17 protein-coding genes are annotated in these 20,961 nt (G+C 68.8%); 12 read left to right on the top strand and 5 right to left on the bottom strand.

The window, feature by feature from the left end:
• Positions 1 to 102: 102 nt before the first annotated feature.
• The gene (gene folP / locus ACAV_RS12790; protein WP_013594997.1) at positions 103 to 981 is read left to right on the top strand and encodes a dihydropteroate synthase; all 879 of its coding nucleotides are present in this window, start codon (positions 103 to 105) and stop codon (positions 979 to 981) included.
• Between the two features lie 77 nt (positions 982 to 1,058).
• Positions 1,059 to 2,393: a phosphoglucosamine mutase gene (gene glmM, locus ACAV_RS12785; protein WP_013594996.1), complete on the top strand. Its 1,335-nt coding sequence runs from the start codon at positions 1,059 to 1,061 to the stop codon at positions 2,391 to 2,393.
• Between the two features lie 62 nt (positions 2,394 to 2,455).
• On the opposite strand, the gene ACAV_RS12780 is transcribed toward glmM, so the two are convergent.
• Complete coding sequence (locus ACAV_RS12780; RefSeq protein ID WP_013594995.1) at positions 2,456 to 4,693, bottom strand: bifunctional diguanylate cyclase/phosphodiesterase; 2,238 nt, start codon at positions 4,691 to 4,693, stop codon at positions 2,456 to 2,458.
• A 270-nt stretch (positions 4,694 to 4,963) separates the two neighbouring features.
• On the opposite strand from ACAV_RS12780, the gene ACAV_RS12775 reads away from it, so the two are divergent.
• The 3 genes from ACAV_RS12775 to ACAV_RS12765 all read left to right on the top strand — a co-directional run bounded on the left by ACAV_RS12775 (position 4,964) and on the right by ACAV_RS12765 (position 8,541).
• Positions 4,964 to 5,803, top strand: coding sequence for a GNAT family N-acetyltransferase (locus ACAV_RS12775; protein WP_013594994.1), 840 nt, complete (start codon positions 4,964 to 4,966; stop codon positions 5,801 to 5,803).
• A gap of 123 nt (positions 5,804 to 5,926) precedes the next feature.
• Positions 5,927 to 8,080, top strand: a complete 2,154-nt coding sequence (ppk1, locus tag ACAV_RS12770; protein ID WP_013594993.1) for a polyphosphate kinase 1 — start codon at positions 5,927 to 5,929, stop codon at positions 8,078 to 8,080.
• Complete coding sequence (locus ACAV_RS12765; protein WP_013594992.1) at positions 8,077 to 8,541, top strand: SixA phosphatase family protein; 465 nt, start codon at positions 8,077 to 8,079, stop codon at positions 8,539 to 8,541. Before ppk1 ends, ACAV_RS12765 begins: the two co-directional genes overlap by 4 nt.
• Positions 8,542 to 8,593: 52 nt before the next feature.
• On the opposite strand, the gene ACAV_RS12760 is transcribed toward ACAV_RS12765, so the two are convergent.
• A complete protein-coding gene (locus tag ACAV_RS12760; RefSeq protein ID WP_013594991.1) occupies positions 8,594 to 9,100 on the bottom strand; it encodes a hypothetical protein in 507 nt (168 codons plus the stop codon).
• A gap of 88 nt (positions 9,101 to 9,188) precedes the next feature.
• Positions 9,189 to 10,667, bottom strand: coding sequence for a Ppx/GppA phosphatase family protein (locus tag ACAV_RS12755; RefSeq protein ID WP_041829205.1), 1,479 nt, complete (start codon positions 10,665 to 10,667; stop codon positions 9,189 to 9,191).
• Positions 10,668 to 11,011: 344 nt separating this feature from the next.
• On the opposite strand from ACAV_RS12755, the gene pstS reads away from it, so the two are divergent.
• From pstS to phoR, 7 genes are all read left to right on the top strand, one after another.
• On the top strand, positions 11,012 to 12,052 hold the full coding sequence (pstS, locus tag ACAV_RS12750) for a phosphate ABC transporter substrate-binding protein PstS (protein WP_013594989.1): 1,041 nt from the start codon (positions 11,012 to 11,014) through the stop codon (positions 12,050 to 12,052).
• Positions 12,053 to 12,126: 74 nt separating this feature from the next.
• Positions 12,127 to 13,140, top strand: coding sequence for a phosphate ABC transporter permease PstC (pstC, locus tag ACAV_RS12745; protein WP_013594988.1), 1,014 nt, complete (start codon positions 12,127 to 12,129; stop codon positions 13,138 to 13,140).
• On the top strand, positions 13,137 to 14,021 hold the full coding sequence (gene pstA / locus ACAV_RS12740) for a phosphate ABC transporter permease PstA (protein ID WP_013594987.1): 885 nt from the start codon (positions 13,137 to 13,139) through the stop codon (positions 14,019 to 14,021). The genes pstC and pstA overlap by 4 nt, the downstream gene beginning before the upstream one ends.
• A gap of 36 nt (positions 14,022 to 14,057) precedes the next feature.
• Entirely contained in the window at positions 14,058 to 14,840 is a 783-nt protein-coding gene (pstB, locus tag ACAV_RS12735; protein ID WP_013594986.1) for a phosphate ABC transporter ATP-binding protein PstB, read from the top strand.
• A gap of 19 nt (positions 14,841 to 14,859) precedes the next feature.
• A complete protein-coding gene (gene phoU, locus ACAV_RS12730; RefSeq protein WP_013594985.1) occupies positions 14,860 to 15,561 on the top strand; it encodes a phosphate signaling complex protein PhoU in 702 nt (233 codons plus the stop codon).
• 15 nt (positions 15,562 to 15,576) lie between these two features.
• Positions 15,577 to 16,284 (top strand): phosphate regulon transcriptional regulator PhoB, encoded by a 708-nt coding sequence (gene phoB / locus ACAV_RS12725; RefSeq protein WP_013594984.1) that lies wholly within the window; start codon positions 15,577 to 15,579, stop codon positions 16,282 to 16,284.
• 103 nt (positions 16,285 to 16,387) lie between these two features.
• A complete protein-coding gene (gene phoR / locus ACAV_RS12720; RefSeq protein WP_013594983.1) occupies positions 16,388 to 17,821 on the top strand; it encodes a phosphate regulon sensor histidine kinase PhoR in 1,434 nt (477 codons plus the stop codon).
• Here the strand turns inward: phoR and ACAV_RS12715 are convergent.
• Both ACAV_RS12715 and ACAV_RS12710 read right to left on the bottom strand, forming a co-directional pair.
• On the bottom strand, positions 17,739 to 19,121 hold the full coding sequence (locus ACAV_RS12715; RefSeq protein WP_013594982.1) for an MATE family efflux transporter: 1,383 nt from the start codon (positions 19,119 to 19,121) through the stop codon (positions 17,739 to 17,741). The two genes, phoR and ACAV_RS12715, sit on opposite strands and share 83 nt — an antisense overlap.
• Positions 19,121 to 20,866: a hypothetical protein gene (locus ACAV_RS12710; RefSeq protein WP_167539390.1), complete on the bottom strand. Its 1,746-nt coding sequence runs from the start codon at positions 20,864 to 20,866 to the stop codon at positions 19,121 to 19,123. The genes ACAV_RS12715 and ACAV_RS12710 overlap by 1 nt, the downstream gene beginning before the upstream one ends.
• Positions 20,867 to 20,961 lie beyond the last annotated feature (95 nt).

The following is a 20,961-nucleotide window of genomic DNA, read 5'->3' as shown; positions in this document are numbered from 1 at the left end:
GGGGCAGTGCACGGAAACGGGGCCTCGGCCCCGTTTTTGCGTTTGCACCCTCCCGTTTTGTCTTCACGAACTTTCCCCACGCCGGCGACCTTCCTTCATTCCATGCACTGGCAGACATCCCGTTTCCGTATCGATCTCGCGCGCCCACAGGTGATGGGCATCCTGAATGTGACGCCGGACTCGTTTTCCGATGGCGGGCGCCATGCGTCGCTGCAGGATGCCCTGCGGCGCGGCGAGGCCATGCTGCGGGACGGTGCGGACATCCTGGACATCGGGGGTGAATCGACCCGCCCCGGCAGCCCGGCGGTGCCCCTGGAGGAAGAGCTGGCCCGCGTGGTGCCGGTGGTGAAGGAAGCCGTGGCCTGGGGAGTGCCCATTTCGGTGGACACCTACAAGCCTGCCGTGATGCAGGCGGTGCTGGACCTGGGCGTGGACATCGTCAACGACATCTGGGCACTGCGGCAGCCGGGCGCGGTGGAGGCGGTGGTGCGCCACGGCGCATGCGGCGTCTGCCTGATGCACATGCACGGCGAGCCGCAGACCATGCAGGTGGCGCCCATGGAGGGCGACGTGGTGGCGCAGGTAAGGGCCTTCCTCGACCGGCAGGCCGATGCCCTGCACGGCCAGGGCGTGGCCAGGGACCGCATCGTGCTGGACCCGGGCATCGGGTTCGGCAAGACGGTGGAGCAGAATTTCGCGCTGCTGGCGCAGCAGGCGCAACTGGCGGCGGACGGGCATGCCTGGCTGGCGGGGTGGTCACGCAAGTCGTCGCTGGGCGCGGTGACGGGGTTGCAGGTGCAGGACCGGCTCGTGCCCAGCGTTGCCGCAGCGCTGTTGTCCGTGGAGCGGGGCGCCCGCATCGTGCGCGTGCACGATGTCGCGGAAACGTCCGCGGCGCTCAGGATCTGGTGCGCGGCCCGGATACCATCGGGGGATTCCGGCGCAAGCCGTGCGCCCGGGCCGGCGCGGCCGCAGCCATAGCCGCCTGCGCGGCGCGACCCGGCGGAGGGCACGGGGACAGGCCGGCAAAGCAAGAAGAAACCAGCAGGAACATGACCATGGCTCGCAAGTATTTCGGAACGGACGGTATCCGTGGAACCGTGGGGCAGGCCCCCATCACGCCGGATTTCGTCCTGCGGCTGGCACACGCGGTGGGCCGGGTGCTCCGTCGCACGGAGGAGCGGCCGACGGTGCTGATCGGCAAGGACACGCGGATTTCCGGCTACATGCTGGAGAGCGCGCTGGAGTCCGGCTTCAATTCGGCCGGTGTCGATGTCGTGCTGCTGGGGCCGCTGCCCACGCCGGGCGTGGCCTACCTCACGCGCGCGCAGCGGGCCAGCCTGGGCGTGGTGATCAGCGCCAGCCACAACGCCTATCCCGACAACGGCATCAAGTTCTTCAGCGCCCAGGGCACCAAGCTGCCCGACGAATGGGAGCTGGCGGTCGAGGCCGCCCTCGACGAAGCCCCGGCCTGGGCGGATTCGGCCTCCCTGGGCAAGGCCCGGCGCCTGGAGGACGCGGCCGGCCGCTACATCGAATTCTGCAAGAGCACCTTTTCCCAGGATCTCACACTCAGGGGCACGAAGATCGTGGTGGATGCGGCGCACGGTGCGGCCTACCACATCGCGCCCAAGGTGTTCCACGAACTGGGGGCGGAAGTGCTGGCCATCGGCTGCTCGCCCGACGGGCTCAACATCAACCACCAGGTGGGCGCCACCCATCCCGACGCGCTGGTGCGCGCGGTGCGCGCGAACCGTGCCGACTACGGCGTGGCGCTGGATGGCGATGCGGACCGCCTGCAGATGGTGGATGCCGCCGGCCGGCTCTACAACGGCGACGAACTGCTCTACCTGCTGGCGGCGGACCGCCTGTCGCGGGGAGAAAGCGTCCCTGGCGTGGTCGGCACCCTGATGACCAACATGGCCGTGGAACTCGCCCTCAAGGCCGACGGCGTGGAATTGGTCCGTGCCAAGGTGGGCGACCGCTATGTGCTGGAGGAACTGGCCCGGCGCCGCTGGCTGCTGGGCGGCGAGAGCTCCGGCCACCTGCTGGCGCTGGACCGGCACACCACGGGCGACGGCCTGATCAGCGCGCTGCAGGTGCTGCAGGCCTGCGTGCGCGGCGGCCGCAGCCTGGCGCGCACGCTGGAGCACGTACGCCTGTTCCCGCAGGTGCTGGTCAACGTCCGGCTGCTTCCCGGCCAGGACTGGAAGGCCAACGCCGTGCTGCAGGACGCCCTGAAATCGGTGGAGGCCGAACTGGGCGCGCAAGGGCGCGTGCTGGTGCGGGCGAGCGGAACCGAGCCGCTGCTGCGCGTGATGGTCGAGACCTCCGACGCGGACCGCGCCAGCCATTTCGCCCACCAGCTGGCCGACGCGGCCCGGGCGGGCTGAAAAGGCCCCGTCCGGCGCAGCCGGAATGGGGCGGGGCAGGGCGGTGCTGAAGCGCTCGCGGCTCAGCCCGCAGGCTGGATCTTGCGCTGCCGCAGCAGCGGCGTGATGGCCTCTGCTGTCTGCGGCCGGCTGAAATAGTAGCCCTGCGCCTCGTCGCAACCCTGCTGCCGGAGATACTCCAGCTGTTCGGCCGTCTCCACGCCCTCGGCGGTGGTGCGCATGCCCAGGGCCTGTGCCATGCGGATGATGGCGCTCACGATGGCCCGGTCATTGCTGTCCACGCCCAGGTCGCGGACGAAGGACTGGTCGATCTTCAGCTTGTAGATCTGGAAGCGCTTGAGCTGGCTCAGGGATGAGTAGCCGGTACCGAAGTCGTCCATCGACATCCGCACCCCGCGGGCATGGAGCTGGTCCATGGTGGCGATGGCCGACCGCGGATCGTCCACGGCGACGCCTTCGGTCAGCTCCAGCTCCAGGCGCTGGGGATGCAGGCGGGTTTCGTCCAGGATGCGGCTGACCAGTTCGGGCAGCAGGGGCTGCCGGAACTGCAGGGCCGACAGGTTGACGGCCATGGACAGCCATTCCAGGCCCATGGCATGCCATGCCTGCAACTGGGCCAGGGCCGTGCGCATCACCCATTCGCCGATCTGCAGGATCTGGCCGCTGTCCTCCGCGATCGGGATGAATTCGGCCGGGGACACGGGCCCGAGTTCGGGGTGGTCCCAGCGCAGCAGGGCCTCCACGCTGCGGATCTCGCCGCTGGCGATCGTGATCTGGGGCTGGTAGTGCAGGCGGAGCTGGTCGCGTTCCAGGGCCCGGCGCAGCGCGTTTTCCAGCAGCAGGGCGCGCACGGACTGCGCCTGCATCTCCGGCGTGAAGAAGCGGTAGGTGTTGCGCCCGTCGAGCTTGGCGCGGTACATGGCCACGTCCGCGGACTGCGTCAGCGTGTCGAAGTCGCTGCCGTCGTCGGGGAAGAGGGCGATGCCCATCGAGGGCGCCATGGTGAGTTCGTGGTGGCCGATCTGGTAGGGCTGGCGCGAGGCCTCCTGCAGCTTGGTGGCCACGCGGGCCGCGCCATGGGCGTTGGCGCCCGGCAGCAGCAGGATGAATTCGTCGCCGCCCAGGCGGGAGACCGTGTCGCGGTCGCGCACCACGGCGCGCAGGCGCTTGGCGATTTCCACCAGCAGTGCGTCGCCGACGCGGTGCCCCAGCGAATCGTTCACATGCTTGAAGTGGTCCAGGTCCAGGAAGACCACCGCCAGCGGCGTGCCGTTCTCCTGCGCGACCCGGATCGCATGCTGGGCGCGCTCGGCCAGCAGCGTGCGGTTGGGCAGGCCGGTGAGCGGGTCGTAGTGCGCCAGCCAGTAGATGCGTTCCTGGTCGTGCTTGCGGTCGTTGATCTCCCGGTGCAGGCTCTCGACGGTTTCGCTGAGCTGGCGCGTGCGCTCCTGCACCTGGTGCTCCAGTTCGGCATGCATGCGCGCGAGTTCCGCCTGCGTCTTGCGCTGAGCGGTCACGTCCATGGCAATGCAGATGCAGCCCTGCTCGGGAAAGAGCGGATCCAGCGGCTGGCTGCGCACTTCGCAGGTGACCGTGCTGCCATCCTTGGCGAGCAGGTCCATCTCGCCGGTGAAGCCCGCGCCCGCGCCGTTCGTCTCACCGTGGCCGTGGCGTTCCATGACCTCCCAGTCGGCATCGCTGAAATGCTGCTGGCGGGCAGAGCCCTCGGACAGCTCGCCCGGCGCATAGCCCAGCATCTGCTCGAAATGCCGGTTGCAGCGGGTGAGGCGGTTGTTGCGAACGAACGCGATGCCCACCATCGCGTGGTCGAACAGCGCCTGCTTCTCCCGGATGGCCGCGTGCAGGCGGATCTGCGCATGGCGCTGTTCGTCGATGTCATCGACGATCCAGATCGATCCTTCGGACGTGTCCAGCGGGTTGATGAGGCGGCCCGTGAGGCTGGCCCAGAACAGGCGGCCGTTCTTGCGCCGCATCTGGCATTCGCAGCGGTACGGCAGCCCGAGGGACAGGGTGGGATAGGCCGCCCGGCCGAGGGCGCGGAAGGCCGCGGAACTGGGGTAGAGGCTCTGGCTGCTCAGCCCGATCGCCTCGCGGGTGGAGGCATAGCCGAATATTTCCGCGTAGCGGGGATTGCAGCGCACCACCTGCCGCTGCCGGATGAACACGATGCCTACGCCGGCACTGTCCAGTAGCGTCTGCTGCTCGCGCAGGAGTCGTTCCACGGCAGGACCGTCAGATGTTCCCAGGACAGGCAGGGACCGGACTTTGGTGAAGGGCATGACGAGGGGAAGCCGGCCTAGGGCGGCAGGCAGAGGCTACAAAGTGTAGCAGCGGGCCACTGCCGGGCGGGCAGGGCAATCCAGTAGAGCAAGGGGTTGTGCCGTGCGCGGGATCACTCGGACCCGTGGGGGCAGGGCCGGCGGTGACGAGCGGCTGTCATGGATGCGCCATCGCCGCGACACCGACATGTCATGCGCCGCTGCGACATTGTCCAGCGCGGCCTTGCTGGGCAGGGCCGCGATGGTTCAACGGTTCACCGGGAGTAATTCGTGAGCGACCTTCCTGTCCCCACCCTGTCTCTGTCCCCAGACATGCCTTTCCGGAGGTCGCTTCATCGACCGGGTCCTGGGGAGGTTCCAGCGCCACGGCAAGGCAAAGGCGCGTTGGCGCCCATCGAGGCTTCCTGGGCGCGCGACGCTGCCGAAGTCCGGGAAGCCCAGCGACTGAGATACCTCGTGTTCGCAGGGGAAATGGGCGCGCGCCTGAGCACGTCCGTTCCCGGCCACGACGTGGATGCGTTCGATGCGTACTGCGAGCATCTGCTGGTGCGCGACGTGGAAACCCGGGCCGTGATCGGCACCTACCGCGTGCTCACGCCCGCCCAGGCGCAGCGGGCGGGTGGCCTGTACAGCGACACCGAGTTCGACCTGTCGCGCCTCGCCCACCTGCGCGGGCGCATGGTGGAGCTGGGCCGCAGCTGCGTGCATCCCGACTACCGCCACGGCGGGGTCATCATGACCCTGTGGGGCGCGCTGGCCGACTTCATGGTGCGCAACGGGCTGGACATGATGATCGGCTGCGCGAGCATCCCCATGCTGCACAACGGCGTGCTCAGCGGCAACGCCGCCGCCAGCATCTGGAACCAGCTCAAGGCCGGCTACATGGCGCCCCCCGAATACGAGGTGCAGCCCCGCCTGCCGCTTCCGGTGGACCAGCTCGACGGCTCCCTGCCGGTGGAGCCACCAGCGCTGATCAAGGGCTACCTGCGCCTGGGCACCCGGGTGCTCGGCGCGCCCGCCTGGGATCCGGATTTCAACACCGCCGACCTGCCGATGCTGATGCGCATCGAGGACCTGCCTCCCCGCTATCGCAAGCATTTCCTCGGATGACCGCTGTCCCGGCGCTGGATGATCGTTGCAAATCTGTTCGTGACAGCGTCGATGACATGTCATGAAAATGTCATGGTCGAGACTAATACTAAAACTGATTCCGGTACTGACAATTTGCCTTCCATGCACTCTTCGTCCACGCTCTCCCCAGAACCGGCTTCCTCCGCAGGTGCGCAGGACCTCCTGGCGGTCCCCGAGCCCCTGTCCGATGCGTCCGGCATCGCGTTCCTCAACCGCGACCACAGCATCCTGGCATTCAACGAGCGGGTATTCGACTGGGCGACGCGCATCGACGTGCCCCTGCTGGAGCGGCTGCGCTACCTGTGCATCGTGTCGTCCAACCTCGACGAGTTCTTCGAGGTGCGCGCCGCGCCGCACATCACGGCGGCGCAGAGCGGAGAGACCAAGGGACCCTACACGGTGGCTTCCTTCGAGGCGCTGTCCAACAAGGCGCACGACCTCGTGGCCCGCCAGTACGCGCTCTACAACGAGTCGCTGATGCCGGCCTTCGCGGAGCAGGGCATCCACATCGTCTCCCATGGCGAGCGCTCGCCCGAGCAGCGCCGCTGGGTGCGCGACTACTTCGAGCGCGAGGTGCGCCCGCTGCTGGTACCGGTGGGGCTGGATCCGGCCCACCCCTTCCCGCAGGTGGCGAACAAGTCGCTGAACTTCATCGTGCGGCTCAAGGGCAACGACGCTTTCGGGCGCGAGAACGAGATCGCCATCGTCAAGGTGCCGCGCGTGCTGCCGCGGCTGGTGCGGCTGCCCGTGAAGGTGGCGCCGCAAGGGGCGCAGTGCGTCAGTCTGTCCAGCATTGTGCGGGCACATCTGAGCGAACTGTTCCCCGGGCGCGATGTGACGGAGTTCTCCCAGTTCCGCGTGACGCGCCATTCCGACCTGGCCGTGGACGAGGACGACGTGCGCAACCTGCGCACGGCGCTGCGCCAGGGCCTGCAGCACCGCCATTACGGCCAGGCGGTGCGCCTGGAGGTGTCGGCCAGTTGCTCGCGTTTTCTCTCCGATTTCCTGCAGTCGCAGTTCGCGCTGCCCGATGCGGCACTGTTCCGCGTGCATGGTCCCGTGAACCTGGTGCGGCTCACGCAGCTGGTGGACCTGGTCAACGAGCCCGCGCTGCTGTTTCCGCCCTGGCGCGCGGCCTGGCCCCGGCAGGTGCAGGCGGGCGCTCCGCTCATGGAGCAGATCCGGCGCCGCGACATCCTGGTGCACCAGCCGTTCGAGAGCTTCGACTCGGTGCTGCAGTTCCTGCGCGAGGCCGTGAACGACCCGCAGGTGCTGGCCATCAAGCAGACGATCTACCGCACGGGCGCGGATTCCGAGATGATGGAACTGCTGCGCGAGGCCGTGCGCCGCGGCAAGGAAGTGATGGCCGTCGTCGAGCTGAAGGCCCGCTTCGACGAAGAGGCGAACATCAACTGGGCGGAGGCACTGGAGTCCATCGGTGCGCAGGTGGTCTATGGGGTGGTGGGCCTCAAGACGCACGGCAAGATGCTGCTGGTGACCCGCCGCGAGGGCAAGCAGCTGCGCCGCTACGGGCATCTCTCCACCGGCAACTACAACCCCCGCACGGCACGGCTCTACACCGACCTGAGCTATTTCACCGCCGATGCGGACACGACGGCCGACATGGATGCCGTGTTCAACCACCTGGCCAGCCAGAACAAGCTGCCCCGGCTCAAGCGCCTGGTGATGGCGCCTTTCCACCTGCACCGGCAATTGCAGGAAATGATCGCGGCCGTGGGCGATGCCGCCGCGCGCGGGGAAGACGCGCGCATCGTGGCAAAGATGAATGCACTGACCGACGAGGCGCTCATGAACGCGCTCGTCGCCGCCGGGCAGAAAGGCGCGCGCATCGACCTGATCGTGCGCGGTGCCTGCATGCTGCCGGCGCAGCGCGAGGGCGTGACCGACAACATCCGCGTCCGCTCCATCATCGGACGCTTCCTGGAGCACACGCGGGTGTTCTATTTCCGCGCGGGCGGCCAGGAGCAGCTGCTGCTGTCCAGCGCCGACTGGATGAACCGGAACATGCTGCGGCGCGTGGAGCTCGCCTGGCCGGTGGACGACCCCGAACTGCGCCAGCGGATCATCGACGAGTGCCTGGTCGCCTACCTGCACGACGACAAGGATGCCTGGACGCTGCAGTCCGACGGCTCCTATGCGCGGGCACCGCACCCGGTGTCGGGCAACGGTGCCCAGCAGGCGCTGATGCTGCGCTACGGCCCGCCCGGCACTGCGCCCTCGGCGGCCAGGGCATGATGGACCTGATCCTGTGGCGGCACGCCGAGGCGGAGGAGCCCCGCGAAGGCGATGAGGACCTGCAGCGGCCATTGACGCCCCGGGGCGAGAAGCAGGCCGCACGCATGGCGGCCTGGCTGGACCGGCGGTTGCCGGACGGCCTGCGCGTGCTGGCGAGTCCGGCCCTGCGGACCGAGGCCACGGCCAAGGCGCTGGGGCGCAAATACAAGCTGCGTGCGGAACTGCTGCCCGGAGGCACCGCGGCGGACCTGCTGGAACTGGTGCAGTGGCCGCACGCGCGCGGCGCGGTGCTGGTCGTGGGGCACCAGCCCATGCTGGGGCAGGCCGCGGCCGAACTGCTCGGGTTGCGCTCTCCGGATTGCGCCATCCGCAAGGGCGCGGTGTGGTGGCTGCGCCGGCGCGCGCGCGCCGAGGTGGCGGAAACCATCCTCATGGCCGTGCAGGCGCCGGATTTCCTGTAGTCCGGGCAACGGCGCCCGCATGCGCCCGGTACTGCACCGGGCATGGAGGGTGTCAGGCCTTGCCGGCGGCGCGCGCCTTCGGGGCCTTGGCAGGCTTGGCGGCGGCTGCGGTCTCTGCCGGCTCGGACTTCGGGCGGCCCGTCTTGATGGACGGAATGGCCTGCATGGCCTTGGCCAGCGCGGCATCCGACAGGCTGGCCAGCAGCACGAGGCCGGCGCGCAGCAGCTCGCTCTTCTTCGCGGGTGTGCCCAGCAGGGCCAGGCGCTGCTTCAGTCCTTCGATCGCGGCGTACTCTTCCTTCGGGATCGTGAAGCTGTCGCGCACGAGCTTGGGCTTCTTCGCCTTGGCCTCGCGCGCGGCGGGTGCCTGTTTGGCGGCGGGCTTGCTCTTGGCCGCCGCGGGCGCGCTGCTGCGCTTGCCTGCCGCACGGGGGGGCTTGGTGGCCTTCTCGTTCTTGACGGACTTGGCCGGCTTCGCGGCGGATGCCGGTGCGGCTGCCGGCGTGGAGGCCGCTTCGGCGGCAGCTGTGGCAGGGGCGGAAGAAGTGGTGTCGGACATGGCAGGCCATCCAGAGTAAAACGATATAAACAGTTTATACCGTTATGGATGAGCCTGCATGTTTTTGCGGCTTTGCGCCACCGGGACGTCAGGGCAATTCGGCCACGAATTCCCAGGCGGTCCGCTGCCAGGCAGTGCCTTCCTCGCGCAGCAGGTGGGCCGATTGCGGATAGGCTGCGGCCCAGCCAGGGCGGGCGGACGCGACGAAGCGGTGGCCGTCCCGGACCAGGGCCACGCCTTCCAGGTCCGGATCGCGGCGGGCGTGGCACAGGGCGACGGCCATGCGCAGGCACGCCAGCTGGTGGGCCAGCCGCGGATCGTCGATGTCGGCCTCGAGCTTGCGCACCTTGCCCCGGTGGCCCTGCACGAGCCGGGCGAGGTGGCGCAGTTCCGACACGGAAAAGCCCGCCGCGTCGGTGTGGTCCAGCAGGTAGGCGCCGTGGTGGTGGTGGTCGCCATGGGAGACGATGCAGCCGATTTCGTGCAACTGCGCGGCCCAGACGAGTTCCCTGTGGCTTTGCTCCGCGCCGCCGGGGCAGGCCTGCTGGTGGAGCAGGGCGGCCGTGCGGGCCACGCGCTCGGCATGCCGCACGTCCACGCGGAACCGCTCCATGAGTCCGATCACGGTGGAGGAGCGCAGGTCGTCGGCATGCTGTTCGCGGTCCAGCAGGTCGTACAGGGCACCCTGGCGCAAGGCGCCCTGGGCCACCTGCATCTCGCGGATGTCCAGCAGGTCGAATACGGCGCGCAGCACGCTGAGGCCGCCGCCGATCACCGCCCGGCGGTCTTCCTTCAGGCCCTCCAGCCGCACCTTGTCCACCGTGCGGGCGCGCAGCAACTGCTCCTGCAGCCAGTCCAGCCCGGGCCGGGTGATCAGGCCGGGCGGGCCGCCCAGCACGGCCAGGATGTCGCCGATCGCGCCGGCGGTGCCGGAGGAGCCGTAGGCCACGTCCCAGGCCTGGGGCCGGTAGGTGTTGAGCGCCTCGTCCAGCACGGCCTTGGCCGCGATCTCCGCGGTGCGGAAGGATTCCGGGGTGAAGGCACCGTCAGGGAAGTACCGGGTGGACCAGGCCACGCTGCCCACGCGGAACGAGGCCACGGTATCGGCCGAGAAGCCATGGCCCAGGATCAGCTCGGTGGAGCGGCCGCCGATGTCCACCACGAGCCGGCGTTCGTCCGACTGCGGCAGCAGGTGGGCCACGCCCTGGTAGATCAGGCGGGCCTCCTCGGGGCCGGAGATCACGTCGATCGGGTGGCCCAGCAGGGCGCTGCCGCGCTGCAGGAAAGCGTCGCGGTTGCGCGCCTCGCGCAGCGTCTGGGTGGCGACGGCGCGCACCCTTTCGGCCGGGAAGCCCTTGAGGCGCTCGGCGAACCGTGCGAGGCAGTCCCAGCCGCGCTGCATGGCGTCGGGCGTGAGGTTGCGTTCCTCGTCCAGGCCGTTGCCCTGGCGAACGGTTTCCTTCAGGTATTCGATCCTGCGTATCAGTCCGTGCTCGAAGCGTCCGATTTCGAGGCGAAAGCTGTTGGATCCGAGATCCACCGCGGCAAGCAATGTTCCGTCGTGCATGTTGTCGCGCCTTGCGCGCTGGTTTTTCTGGCGGCGCAGCATAGCACTCCCTTTTTTCCACGCCCGGGCGAAGCGGGCGCGCACCCGCGGGCAAGGCCTGCCCGGGGGTGATCGGTGGGTGCTGCACGGGCGGGCGGGCCAGGCGGCCGGCACCGGCATGCAGCCTTGTCGCGGATGTCCAGAGTAAGGCGGAATCATGACATTCGCGTGACTTCCGGGGCCGCGAAAGCGGCCGGTTTCCCTGGGGAGGCCATCCATGACAGGCTGGACGGCGCGTCACAGTCCTGTCATAAAGCGCTCCTACAGTCCGCACCACTGATTCTTTTCAACCAAGAGGTTCCCTCATGAAACTGTCTGTGATTCGGATTCTGGTGTCGGGTGTCGTCTCGGCGGGTGCGTTCTCCGCCGCGTGGGCCCAGCAGGAGGCCACGGGCGCCGGCGCCAGTTTCCCCGCTCCGCTGTACTCCAAGTGGGCGGCCGATTACAACAAGGCAACCGGTGTCAAGATCAACTACCAGTCCGTGGGTTCGGGCGCCGGCCTGCGCCAGATCGAGGCGAAGACGGTGGACTTCGGCGCGTCCGACGCCCCCCTGAAGGACGAAGACCTGGCCAAGAAGGGCCTGGTGCAGTTCCCCACCGTCATCGGCGGCGTCGTGCCGGTGGTCAACATCAAGGGCATCGCCCCCGGCCAGATCAAGCTGAGCGGCCAGGTGCTCGGCGACATCTACCTGGGCAAGGTGACCAACTGGACCGACCCGGCCATCAAGTCCCTCAACCCCGGCGTGAACCTGCCGGACGCGCAGATCGCCCCGGTGCGCCGTGCCGACGGCTCCGGCACCAGCTTCATCTTCACGAACTACCTGTCGAAGGTGAACGAGGAGTGGAAGACCAAGGTGGGCGAAGGCACGGCCGTGAACTGGCCCACGGGCGCGGGCGGCAAGGGCAACGAGGGCGTCGCCGCCTTCGTCGGCCGCCTGCCGAACTCCATCGGGTACGTCGAGTACGCCTACGTCAAGCAGAACAAGCTGACCTACGTGCAACTGCAGAACGCCGAAGGCAGCTTCGTCTCGCCCGACGATTCCGCCTTCAAGGCCGCTGCCGCCGGCGCCGACTGGTCCAAGAGCTTCTACCAGATCCTGACGAACCAGAAGGGCAAGGAATCGTGGCCCATCACCGGCGCCACCTTCATCCTGATGCACAAGGTCCAGGACAAGCCCGCCCAGGCCGCCACGTCGCTGAAGTTCTTCGACTGGGCCTACAAGAACGGCGACAAGACCGCCGCCGATCTCGACTACGTGCCCATGCCCGACAGCGTGAAGGCCGTCGTGCTCAAGTCCTGGGATGAGATCAAGGACGCTTCCGGCAAGGCCATCCCGCTGAAGTAAGTCCCCGGGCCACCCCCGCCGCGCAGGCGGGGGTGGCCGCAAACCTGAAAAGGCCACCCTCCGTGTCCAGCACCATGTCCGCACCTCCCGCGACGCCGCTGCAGCGCAGCGCCAGCGCTCCCCGAACCACTCCACCGTCCCGCGCGCCACTGCTCTCCGGAGCGGTGGCGGACCGCATTTTCGCGTGGCTCGCCCGGGGCGCTGCCATGCTGACCCTGGCGCTCCTGATCGGCATCCTGGTCTCGCTCGTGATCGGCGCGTGGCCGTCCATCCACAAGTACGGCGTGAGCTTCCTCGGCCGCAGCGTCTGGGACCCGGTGCAGAACGACTACGGCGGCCTGGTCATGATCTACGGCACGCTGGCCACGTCGATCATCGCGCTGCTTATCGCCGTGCCCGTGAGCTTCGGCATCGCGCTCTTCCTCACCGAACTGTCCCCCGCCTGGCTCAAGCGCCCGCTGGGAACGGCCATCGAACTGCTGGCCGCCGTGCCCTCCATCGTCTACGGCATGTGGGGGCTGATGGTGTTCGGCCCCATCCTCGCCACCTGGGTGCAGCAGCCCCTGCAGTCGCTGCTGTCGGGCGTGCCCTACCTGGGCGCCCTGGTGTCCGGCCCGCCCGTGGGCATCGGCATTCTTTCGGCCGGGATCATCCTGGCCATCATGATCATCCCGTTCATCGCCTCGGTGATGCGCGACGTGTTCGAAGTCACCCCGGCGCTGCTCAAGGAATCCGCCTACGGCCTGGGCTCGACGACCTGGGAAGTGGTGTGGAAGGTGGTCCTTCCCTATACCAAGACCGGCGTGCTGGGCGGCATCATGCTGGGCCTGGGCCGCGCCCTGGGCGAGACCATGGCCGTCACCTTCGTGATCGGCAACATGAACCAGCTCGATTCGCTGTCGGTCTTCCAGGCCGCCAACAGCATCACCTCGGCGCTGGCCAATGAATTCGCGGAAGCCGGCGAAGGCCTGCACCAGGCGTCGCTGATCTACCTGGGCCTGGTGCTGTTCTTCATCACCTTCGTGGTGCTGTCGATGTCCAAGATCCTGCTGTCGCGCCTGCAGAAGAACGAAGGAGCCCGCTCGTGAGCACCTCGCAGCAACTCATTTCCGCGGCCGAGCTGGCCAGCAGCCGCCAGGCGCGCTATGCCCGCCGCAAGCGCGTGAACACCATCGCCCTGGCCCTGTCGCTCGCGGCCATGGCGTTCGGGGTGTTCTGGCTGATCTGGATCCTCTGGGAAACCGTCCGCCTGGGCGTGGGCGGCCTGAGCGTCACCCTCTTCACCGAGATGACCCCGCCGCCCAACGAGGCCGGTGGCATCTCCAACGCCATCTTCGGCTCGTTCGTGATGGTGATGCTGGCCACGTTCGTGGGCACGCCCATCGGCATCATGGCCGGCGTGTACCTCGCCGAATACGACCAGCGCAGCTGGCTCGCATCGTGCACCCGCTTCGTGAACGACATCCTGCTGTCGGCTCCCAGCATCGTGATCGGCCTGTTCGTGTATGCCGTGGTGGTCGCCCGCTTCAAGAGCTTCTCCGCCTATGCCGGCATCCTGGCCCTGGCGCTCATCGTCATCCCGGTGGTGATCCGCACGACCGAAAACATGCTGATGCTCGTGCCTGCCAGCCTGCGGGAGGCCGCCTACGCCCTGGGCACGCCCAAGTGGAAGGTGATCACCCTGGTCACGCTGCGCGCCGCCCGCGCCGGCGTCATCACCGGCGTGCTGCTCGCCGTGGCCCGCATCGCCGGCGAGACCGCTCCGCTGCTGTTCACCTCGCTCAACAACCAGTTCTGGAACGCCGACCTGTCCAAGCCCATGGCCAGCCTGCCGGTGACCATTTTCAAGTTTGCGATGAGCCCCTACGAGAACTGGCAGGAGCTGGCATGGGCCGGCGTGTTCCTGATCACCCTCGCCGTGCTCGGCCTCAACATCCTGGCCCGCGTGCTGACGCGCCAGAAGTCCTGAGACAAACCCATCCGCCACAGATCGGACCCATTTCCCATGTCCACGAAAAACACCGGCGCCGCCGGCACCTCCAAGATCACGGTTCGCGACCTGAACTTCTACTACGGGAAGTTCCATGCCCTGAAGGGCATCAACCTGGACATTCCCGAGAAGAAGGTCACGGCGTTCATCGGCCCGTCGGGATGCGGCAAGTCCACGCTGCTGCGCACCTTCAACCGCATGTACGAGCTCTACCCCGAGCAGCGCGCGGAAGGGCAGATCCTGCTGGACGGCGAGAACCTGCTGACCAGCAAGCAGGACGTGGCACTGATCCGCGCCAAGGTCGGCATGGTGTTCCAGAAGCCGACGCCGTTCCCGATGTCGATCTACGACAACATCGCCTTCGGCGTGAAGCTGTTCGAGAGCCTCAACGCCACGGACATGGATGATCGCGTGGAGTGGGCGCTGCGCAAGGCGGCCCTCTGGAACGAGGTCAAGGACAAGCTGCACCAGAGCGGCTCGGGCCTGTCCGGCGGGCAGCAGCAGCGCCTGTGCATTGCACGCGGCATCGCCATCAAGCCCGAAGTGCTGCTGCTCGACGAGCCGTGCTCGGCGCTGGACCCGATCTCCACGGCCAAGGTCGAGGAACTGATTGCCGAGCTGAAGAACGAATACACCGTGGTGATCGTCACGCACAACATGCAGCAGGCAGCCCGCTGCAGCGATTACACGGCCTACATGTACCTGGGTGACCTGATGGAGTTCGGCGAGACCGAGCAGATGTTCTTCAAGCCCCAGCGCAAGGAAACCGAAGACTACATCACCGGCCGTTTCGGCTGAACGGACCAGGAGACTCCGCATGCCCGAGAAACACCTTTCCTCCCAGTTCGACAGCGAACTCAACAGCATCTCCGCACGCGTGATGGAGCTCGGCGGGCTGGTCGAATCCCAGATCCGCCAGGCCATTTACGCGCTGTCGCAGTTCAGCGTGGAGGCCGCCGACCAGGTCGCCACCACCGAGCACCGCGTGAACGCGATGGAGGTCGAGATCGATCATGAGCTCTCGTCCATCATCGCGCGCCGCCAGCCCACGGCCCGTGACCTGCGCCTGCTGATCGCCTTCTCCAAGGCGACCGCGAACCTCGAGCGCATGGGCGACGAGGCCAACAAGATGGCCCGCATGGTCAAGTCCATCATCGAGAGCGGCTCCGCCCGCTCGCTGCCCACCACCGACCTGCGCGTCGCGGCCGACCTGGCGTCGGGCCTGCTGCGCAAGGCCCTGGACGCGTTCGCCCGCCTCGACACCAAGGCGGCCGTGGCCATCCTGAAGGAAGACGACCTCATCGACCGAGAGTTCGACGGCTTCGTGCGCAAGCTCATCACCTACATGATGGAAGACCCCCGCACGATTTCCGCGAGCCTGGACCTGCTGTTCCTGGCCAAGGCCATCGAGCGCATCGGCGATCACTCCAAAAACGTGGCCGAACTCATCATCTACCTCGTCAAGGGCAAGGACGTGCGCCACACGGCCCTCGAGGAGATCGAGTCGGCCGTGCTCTGAAAGGCCTGCCCCTCCATGAAGAGACTTCCCCGCGTACTCATCGTCGAAGACGAATCCGCCATCGCCGAGCTGATCGCCGTCAACCTGCGCCACAACGGATTCCAGCCCATCTGGTCCGAGGACGGCGAATCCGCCCAGCGCGAGCTGGATGCGGTGCTGCCGGACGTCATCCTGCTGGACTGGATGCTGCCCGGCCAGAGCGGCCTGCAACTCGCGCGCAAGTGGCGCGCGGATGCGCGTACCAAACCCATTCCCATCCTCATGCTCACGGCGCGCGGCGACGAGCCCGACAAGGTGGCCGGCCTCGACGCGGGGGCGGACGACTACATCACCAAGCCGTTCTCCACCCAGGAACTGCTGGCGCGCATCCGTGCCGTGCTGCGGCGCCGGGCGCCCGAGCAGGCCACCGATACCGTGGCCATCTCCGACCTGATCCTCGACGCCGGCACCTACCGCGTGACCTACCAGGGACAGCAGCTCAAGATCGGTCCGACCGAGTTCAAGCTCCTGCACTACCTCATGAAGCACCCCGAACGCGTCCACAGCCGGGCGCAGCTGCTCGACAAGGTGTGGGGCGACCATGTCTTCATCGAGGAGCGCACGGTGGACGTGCACGTCAAGCGCCTGCGCGAGGCCCTGGGCGTCGCAGGCGCCATGGTGGAGACCGTGCGCGGCGCGGGCTACCGGCTCACGGCCCAGCCTGCCGCCCTGATGCGAGCCTGACCGGCGGCCGGGGCCGCCCGCCGGTGGCCTCCCTTTTCGTTATCTGACAACAAGGCAGCGGAGTGCGGACGGGGAGGGGCCCCGCGGGGCCCTCCCGGATTCCATGGTTTGGCGTTGCATTTTCTTCCTGTCCTTCCAGGCCGCCGGTCTCCTGCTCGGGTGGCTCTGGGGCGGCTTCCATGGCGCGGTGGCCACGGTTTTCGCGGGCGTCTGGCTCTGGTTCCTGTGGGATCTGTGGCGCGGCTCCCGCGTGCTGCGCTGGCTGCGCGATGGCGACCTCGCCAGCTGCCCCTCGCTCAGGGGCGTGTGGGGCGAGGCTGCCGACAGGACGCGCCGCCTGCTGCGCCAGAACCAGGCCGACATCGCCGCCAGCGATGCGCGCCTGCAGGAGATCCTCGCGGCACTGCAGGCGACGCCCAATGGCGTGGTGCTGCTCGATGCCGAGGGCCACATCGAGTGGTGCAACCAGATCGCGGTCACGCAGTTCGGCCTGGATGCCGCGCGCGACATGGGCCAGTCGATCGGCAACCTGCTGCGCGATCCCGAATTCAGCGCCTACTACGCCGCCCAGGATTTTTCCAGGGACGTGGTGCTGCAGGGGCGCGAGAGCACGGCTTCCCGGCCGGTGCGCATTTCCGTCCACCTGCACCCCTACGGAGACGGCCGCAAGCTGCTGCTGTCGCGCGACGTGACGGCGCTGGAGCAGGCCGAGGCCATGCGCCGCGATTTCGTGGCCAACGTGTCGCACGAGATCCGCACGCCGCTCACCGTCCTCATGGGCTTCGTGGAAACCCTGCAGACGTTGCCGCTGTCCTCGGAAGAGCGCGCACGCTACCTGAACATGATGTCGCAACAGGCCGGCCGGATGCAGAGCGTGGTGCAGGACCTGCTGACCCTTTCGCGCCTGGAGGGCAGCCCGCCGCCCGGCTTGACCGAATGCACGCCGGTGGATGCGCTGCTGCGCCGCTGCGAGGACGAGGCCCGAGGCCTGTCCGCGCTGCTCACCCGCAGCCAGTCGGCGGGCCATGTGCTGGAGTTTCCTCCGGCCGAGGCATTGCAGGGCGCCGGCCAGCTGGTCGGGGTGGCGGCCGAACTGCAGAGCGCGCTCGCCAACCTGATCGGCAACGCGGTGCGCTATACGCCCGCAGGCGGCCGCATCACCGTGGCCTGGGAGACGCTGGCCGACGGCAGCGGCCGCTTTTCCGTGCGCGACACGGGCCCCGGCATCGAGGCCGTGCACATTCCGCGGCTGACCGAACGCTTCTACCGCGTGGACCGCAGCCGTTCGCGCGACACCGGCGGCACCGGGCTCGGACTGGCCATTGTCAAGCATGTGGTGCAGCGCCATTCGGCGTCGCTGGGCATCGAAAGCACCGTGGGCAAGGGCTCCGTGTTTTCCGTCACGTTCCCGGCGCACCGCATCCAGCGCAGCGCGGCAGTGCGTGGTGCACAGGCTAAGCCCGCCCTCGCCCTGCCGAAGCCGGGTGCGGGCCCGGCGAGCGGGCCTTCCGCAATGCCCTCGCCAGCATCGCAATGAACACCGCGGCCGTCATGCCCAGCGCCAGCGCCCCGCCGATCCAGAAAGCGGCGGGCGACTGTTGCGGCGGGTGCCCGGCCAGGCCCACGTAGGCCAGCACATAGCCTGCCGGCAGTCCGGCGCCCCAGAGCAGCACCCCATAGGTAGCCAGAGGGGCGATGGTGATCCGGTAGCAGCGCAGGGCGAACGCGCAGAAGGTCTGCAGCGCATCGGCGACATGGTAGGCCGCCACCCAGGCCAGCAGCCCGCCGGCCATGGCCAGCACGTCGGGCGAGGAGGTGTAGAGGCTCGCCAGGCCGTGGCGTGCCAGCAGGACCAGGCCGGACAGCACGAGGGCGATGGTGCCCGCCATGCGCAACCCCATCCACGCCACCTTCCGGGCGATGGCCTCGTCCGCGCGCCCGCGCCAGTAGCTGACCCGGGCGCTGGTGGCTATGGCCAGCGAAAGCGGAACCATGTAGAGCACGGCGGCGAGGTTCGAGGCGATCTGGTGCGCCGCGGCGGCGACCGTGCCCTGCCGGGCGATGAACAGCGCCATCAGCGTGAAGGAGGTGACCTCCACCATCACGGCCAGCCCGGCGGGAACGCCCAGCCGCGCGAAGCGCCCGATCTGGGCCGGGTCGGGGCGCTCCATGCGCTTCCAGAGCGCGAGCGGCGCATACATCGCCGACGAGCGGACCAGCCACAGCGCGATGCCCAGCAGCAGGTAGTTCACGACCAGCGTGGCCCAGGCGCATCCGACGGCGCCCTGTGCGGGCAGCCCGGCGAACCCGAAGGTAAAGCCGATGGACAGGGGGATCTTCACTGCCAGCGAACCCAGTTGCAGCCAGGTGACCAGCTGCGGGCGCCCCAGGGCCTGGTTGAGCGTGGTGTAGAGCCGGAAGGCCAGGGCCGGCGGCAGGGCCGCGGCCAGCACCGTGAGGTAGCGGCCCACCTCCGCGCGCAGGCCGGCGGGAACCTCCGTCCAGCGCAGGATGGCGCCGGGCGACAGCAGCACAGCCATGCCCAGCAGGCTCGCCAGCGCGCAGAGGTACAGGGACTGGCGCACCGTGCGGCCGATCTCGGTGGTGTGGCCCGCGCCGCGCTGCTCCGCCCAGATGGGCAGCAGCGCCTGCAGTACGCCCATGAGGGCGACATAGACGCTCACATAGACGGCCGAGCCGATCGACAGCGCGGCCAGGGAGGAGGGCGCATGGCGGCCGGCGACGATGGTGTCGGTCACGCCGAACGCCATCACGGCGAGCTGCCCCGCCAGCACGGTGGCCGCGTGGCGCGCGACCTGGGCGCGCTCGGACGGCATCAGGGCTGCCCGGCCACGGAGGGCCGGCGGCGCAGCACCAGGAGCTGGTCGTTCTTGTCGGTGGGGCGGGGCAGCACCGCGGTGCGGTGCCAGCCGCGGCCGCGGGCCAGTTCGTGGACCGTGGCCTGCACGCCGGCATCGGCCACCAGCCACTCGCAGCGGCTCTCCCGCACTTCCGAGGGAAGCGCCACGGGCTGGAGGTTCCAGCCACCGTGGTATTGCAGCCCGGCGATCTGGGCGCGGCTCAAGCCATAGACGAGCACGCAGCCCGGCTCGGGACCGAGCACGCGCGCAAGATTCTCCACCTGCGGCCGGTAGCTGCGGCCGTAGTCCAGTATGGGAAGAAAGAGCGTGTTGAGCAGCAGCCACGCGAGCGTGGCACCGCTGGCCGGCAGCACCAGGCTCTTCCAGATTTCCGTGCGGTTGCGCGCGGCGCGCCACCATGCCAGCGCGCACCACACCGCGGTGGCGGCCAGCGCCACGCCGAACGCCACGGCGGAAAACCCTGTGGGATAGCCGGGCGCGAGCTTGGCGACGTTGGCTGCCGGCTTCGCGGGCACGCCCGTCTGCACGGACACCCAGATCACCCAGATGGTGATGGCCGACACGCTGAAGAACAGCAGGGTGAACCAGTCGATCAGCGAAGCGATGGCGCGGCGCAGCGTGGGCAGCGCGAACGCGGCCAGCGTGGCCAGGGCCGGCAGCCCGAGCAGCAGGGCCCGGTCGGCAGGGCTCGTCGTCAGGCAGCCCGCGACGGTGACGCCGACGAACCACAGCGGCAGCAGCAGGTGGCGGTGGAGCGTGCGGCTGAAAATCTGCCGGCGCCAGCGCCAGACCGTCCACAGCGCCAGGGGCCAGGCGGGCCACGCGAACCAGACCAGCAGGCGTGCGAGGCTGCCCCATTCCTTGACCTCGCTCGCCGGAAGGACGCGCCAGCGCCACAGGTCCAGTGCCGTGGACAGCGCCGCCACCAGCAGCACCGGCACGGCCAGCGCCAGCCCCCACACCCATCCGGGCCGTGCGGCGCCCCGTGGATCCGGCTCGGCAGGATCGCGGGCGGTCAAGGCCACCAGCAGCGCACCGCCGCCGCCGAGCAGGGCCGCCATGGTCGGCGCGCCGCTCAGGGCCAGCCCGAGCAGGCCGAGGCTGGCGGCCGCCAGGGCGATGAACGGGCGGCGCGGCAGGCTGGCTGCGGCAAAGAACAGCAGTGCCGTGCAGGCCAGTTGCGAGAGATAGCTGGTGACCTCGTGGGACAGCTGGGCGAGCCCCAGGCAGGCCAGCAGCGCGAGCAGCGCGCCGTCGGCCATGGCCCGCGCGTAATCGGAGGGGGAGGCCTCCCCGCCGAAGGCGAAGGCCACCGGCTGCGCGCCAGGGCTGCGCGCGAGGTGGTACATGCCCCACCAGGTGGCGGCGAGCGTGAGCGCCAGCAGCGCGACGAATGGCAGCCGGGCGGCCATGTCCGCGGACAGCCAGGCGGGTGCGGCCCGCACGGCCAGCGCGCCGAGCCAGTAGGGCAGCAGCCCGTCGGTGTCGGGCGCCATGCCGCCCAGGGTCGGCGACATCCAGGGCGTGTTCCCCCGCGCCAGTTCCATCATGTAGCCGAACGCGGTCACGTCCGCGTTCTTCCAGGGCGAGCGGGCCACGAAGCCGGGCACGACATAGGCCAGGCACAGCAGCAACAGCGCCCAGCGCGGCAGCGGCCGCACGGCGTCCTGGGTCACGATGGCAGGGGTCGGAGGATTCACGCGTTCAGTGCCGAAGAAATCGATCGAGAATAAAGGCAAAAACCTGCGCGGAGCCAGCCGGCGGGCCGGGCAGCAAAAAAGGCAGCGCGGACGTG

This window comes from Paracidovorax avenae ATCC 19860 (assembly GCF_000176855.2).
Taxonomy (GTDB): domain Bacteria; phylum Pseudomonadota; class Gammaproteobacteria; order Burkholderiales; family Burkholderiaceae_C; genus Paracidovorax; species Paracidovorax avenae.
Note: the sequence above shows the minus strand (reverse complement) of the source record. Positions and strands in the feature narration are given on the sequence as shown.

Bases quoted from the DNA above. Each gene is read 5' to 3' on its own strand.
- phoB (WP_013594984.1), top strand. From the start codon at position 15,577: ATGAAGAGACTTCCCCGCGTACTCATCGTCGAAGACGAATCCGCCATC.
- pstC (WP_013594988.1), top strand. From the start codon at position 12,127: ATGTCCGCACCTCCCGCGACGCCGCTGCAGCGCAGCGCCAGCGCTCCC.
- folP (WP_013594997.1), top strand. From the start codon at position 103: ATGCACTGGCAGACATCCCGTTTCCGTATCGATCTCGCGCGCCCACAG.
- pstS (WP_013594989.1), top strand. From the start codon at position 11,012: ATGAAACTGTCTGTGATTCGGATTCTGGTGTCGGGTGTCGTCTCGGCG.
- ppk1 (WP_013594993.1), top strand. From the start codon at position 5,927: ATGCACTCTTCGTCCACGCTCTCCCCAGAACCGGCTTCCTCCGCAGGT.
- phoU (WP_013594985.1), top strand. From the start codon at position 14,860: ATGCCCGAGAAACACCTTTCCTCCCAGTTCGACAGCGAACTCAACAGC.
- ACAV_RS12760 (WP_013594991.1), bottom strand. From the start codon at position 9,100: ATGTCCGACACCACTTCTTCCGCCCCTGCCACAGCTGCCGCCGAAGCG.
- ACAV_RS12755 (WP_041829205.1), bottom strand. From the start codon at position 10,667: ATGCACGACGGAACATTGCTTGCCGCGGTGGATCTCGGATCCAACAGC.
- ACAV_RS12765 (WP_013594992.1), top strand. From the start codon at position 8,077: ATGATGGACCTGATCCTGTGGCGGCACGCCGAGGCGGAGGAGCCCCGC.
- pstB (WP_013594986.1), top strand. From the start codon at position 14,058: ATGTCCACGAAAAACACCGGCGCCGCCGGCACCTCCAAGATCACGGTT.
- glmM (WP_013594996.1), top strand. From the start codon at position 1,059: ATGGCTCGCAAGTATTTCGGAACGGACGGTATCCGTGGAACCGTGGGG.
- ACAV_RS12780 (WP_013594995.1), bottom strand. From the start codon at position 4,693: ATGCCCTTCACCAAAGTCCGGTCCCTGCCTGTCCTGGGAACATCTGAC.
- ACAV_RS12715 (WP_013594982.1), bottom strand. From the start codon at position 19,121: ATGCCGTCCGAGCGCGCCCAGGTCGCGCGCCACGCGGCCACCGTGCTG.
- phoR (WP_013594983.1), top strand. From the start codon at position 16,388: ATGGTTTGGCGTTGCATTTTCTTCCTGTCCTTCCAGGCCGCCGGTCTC.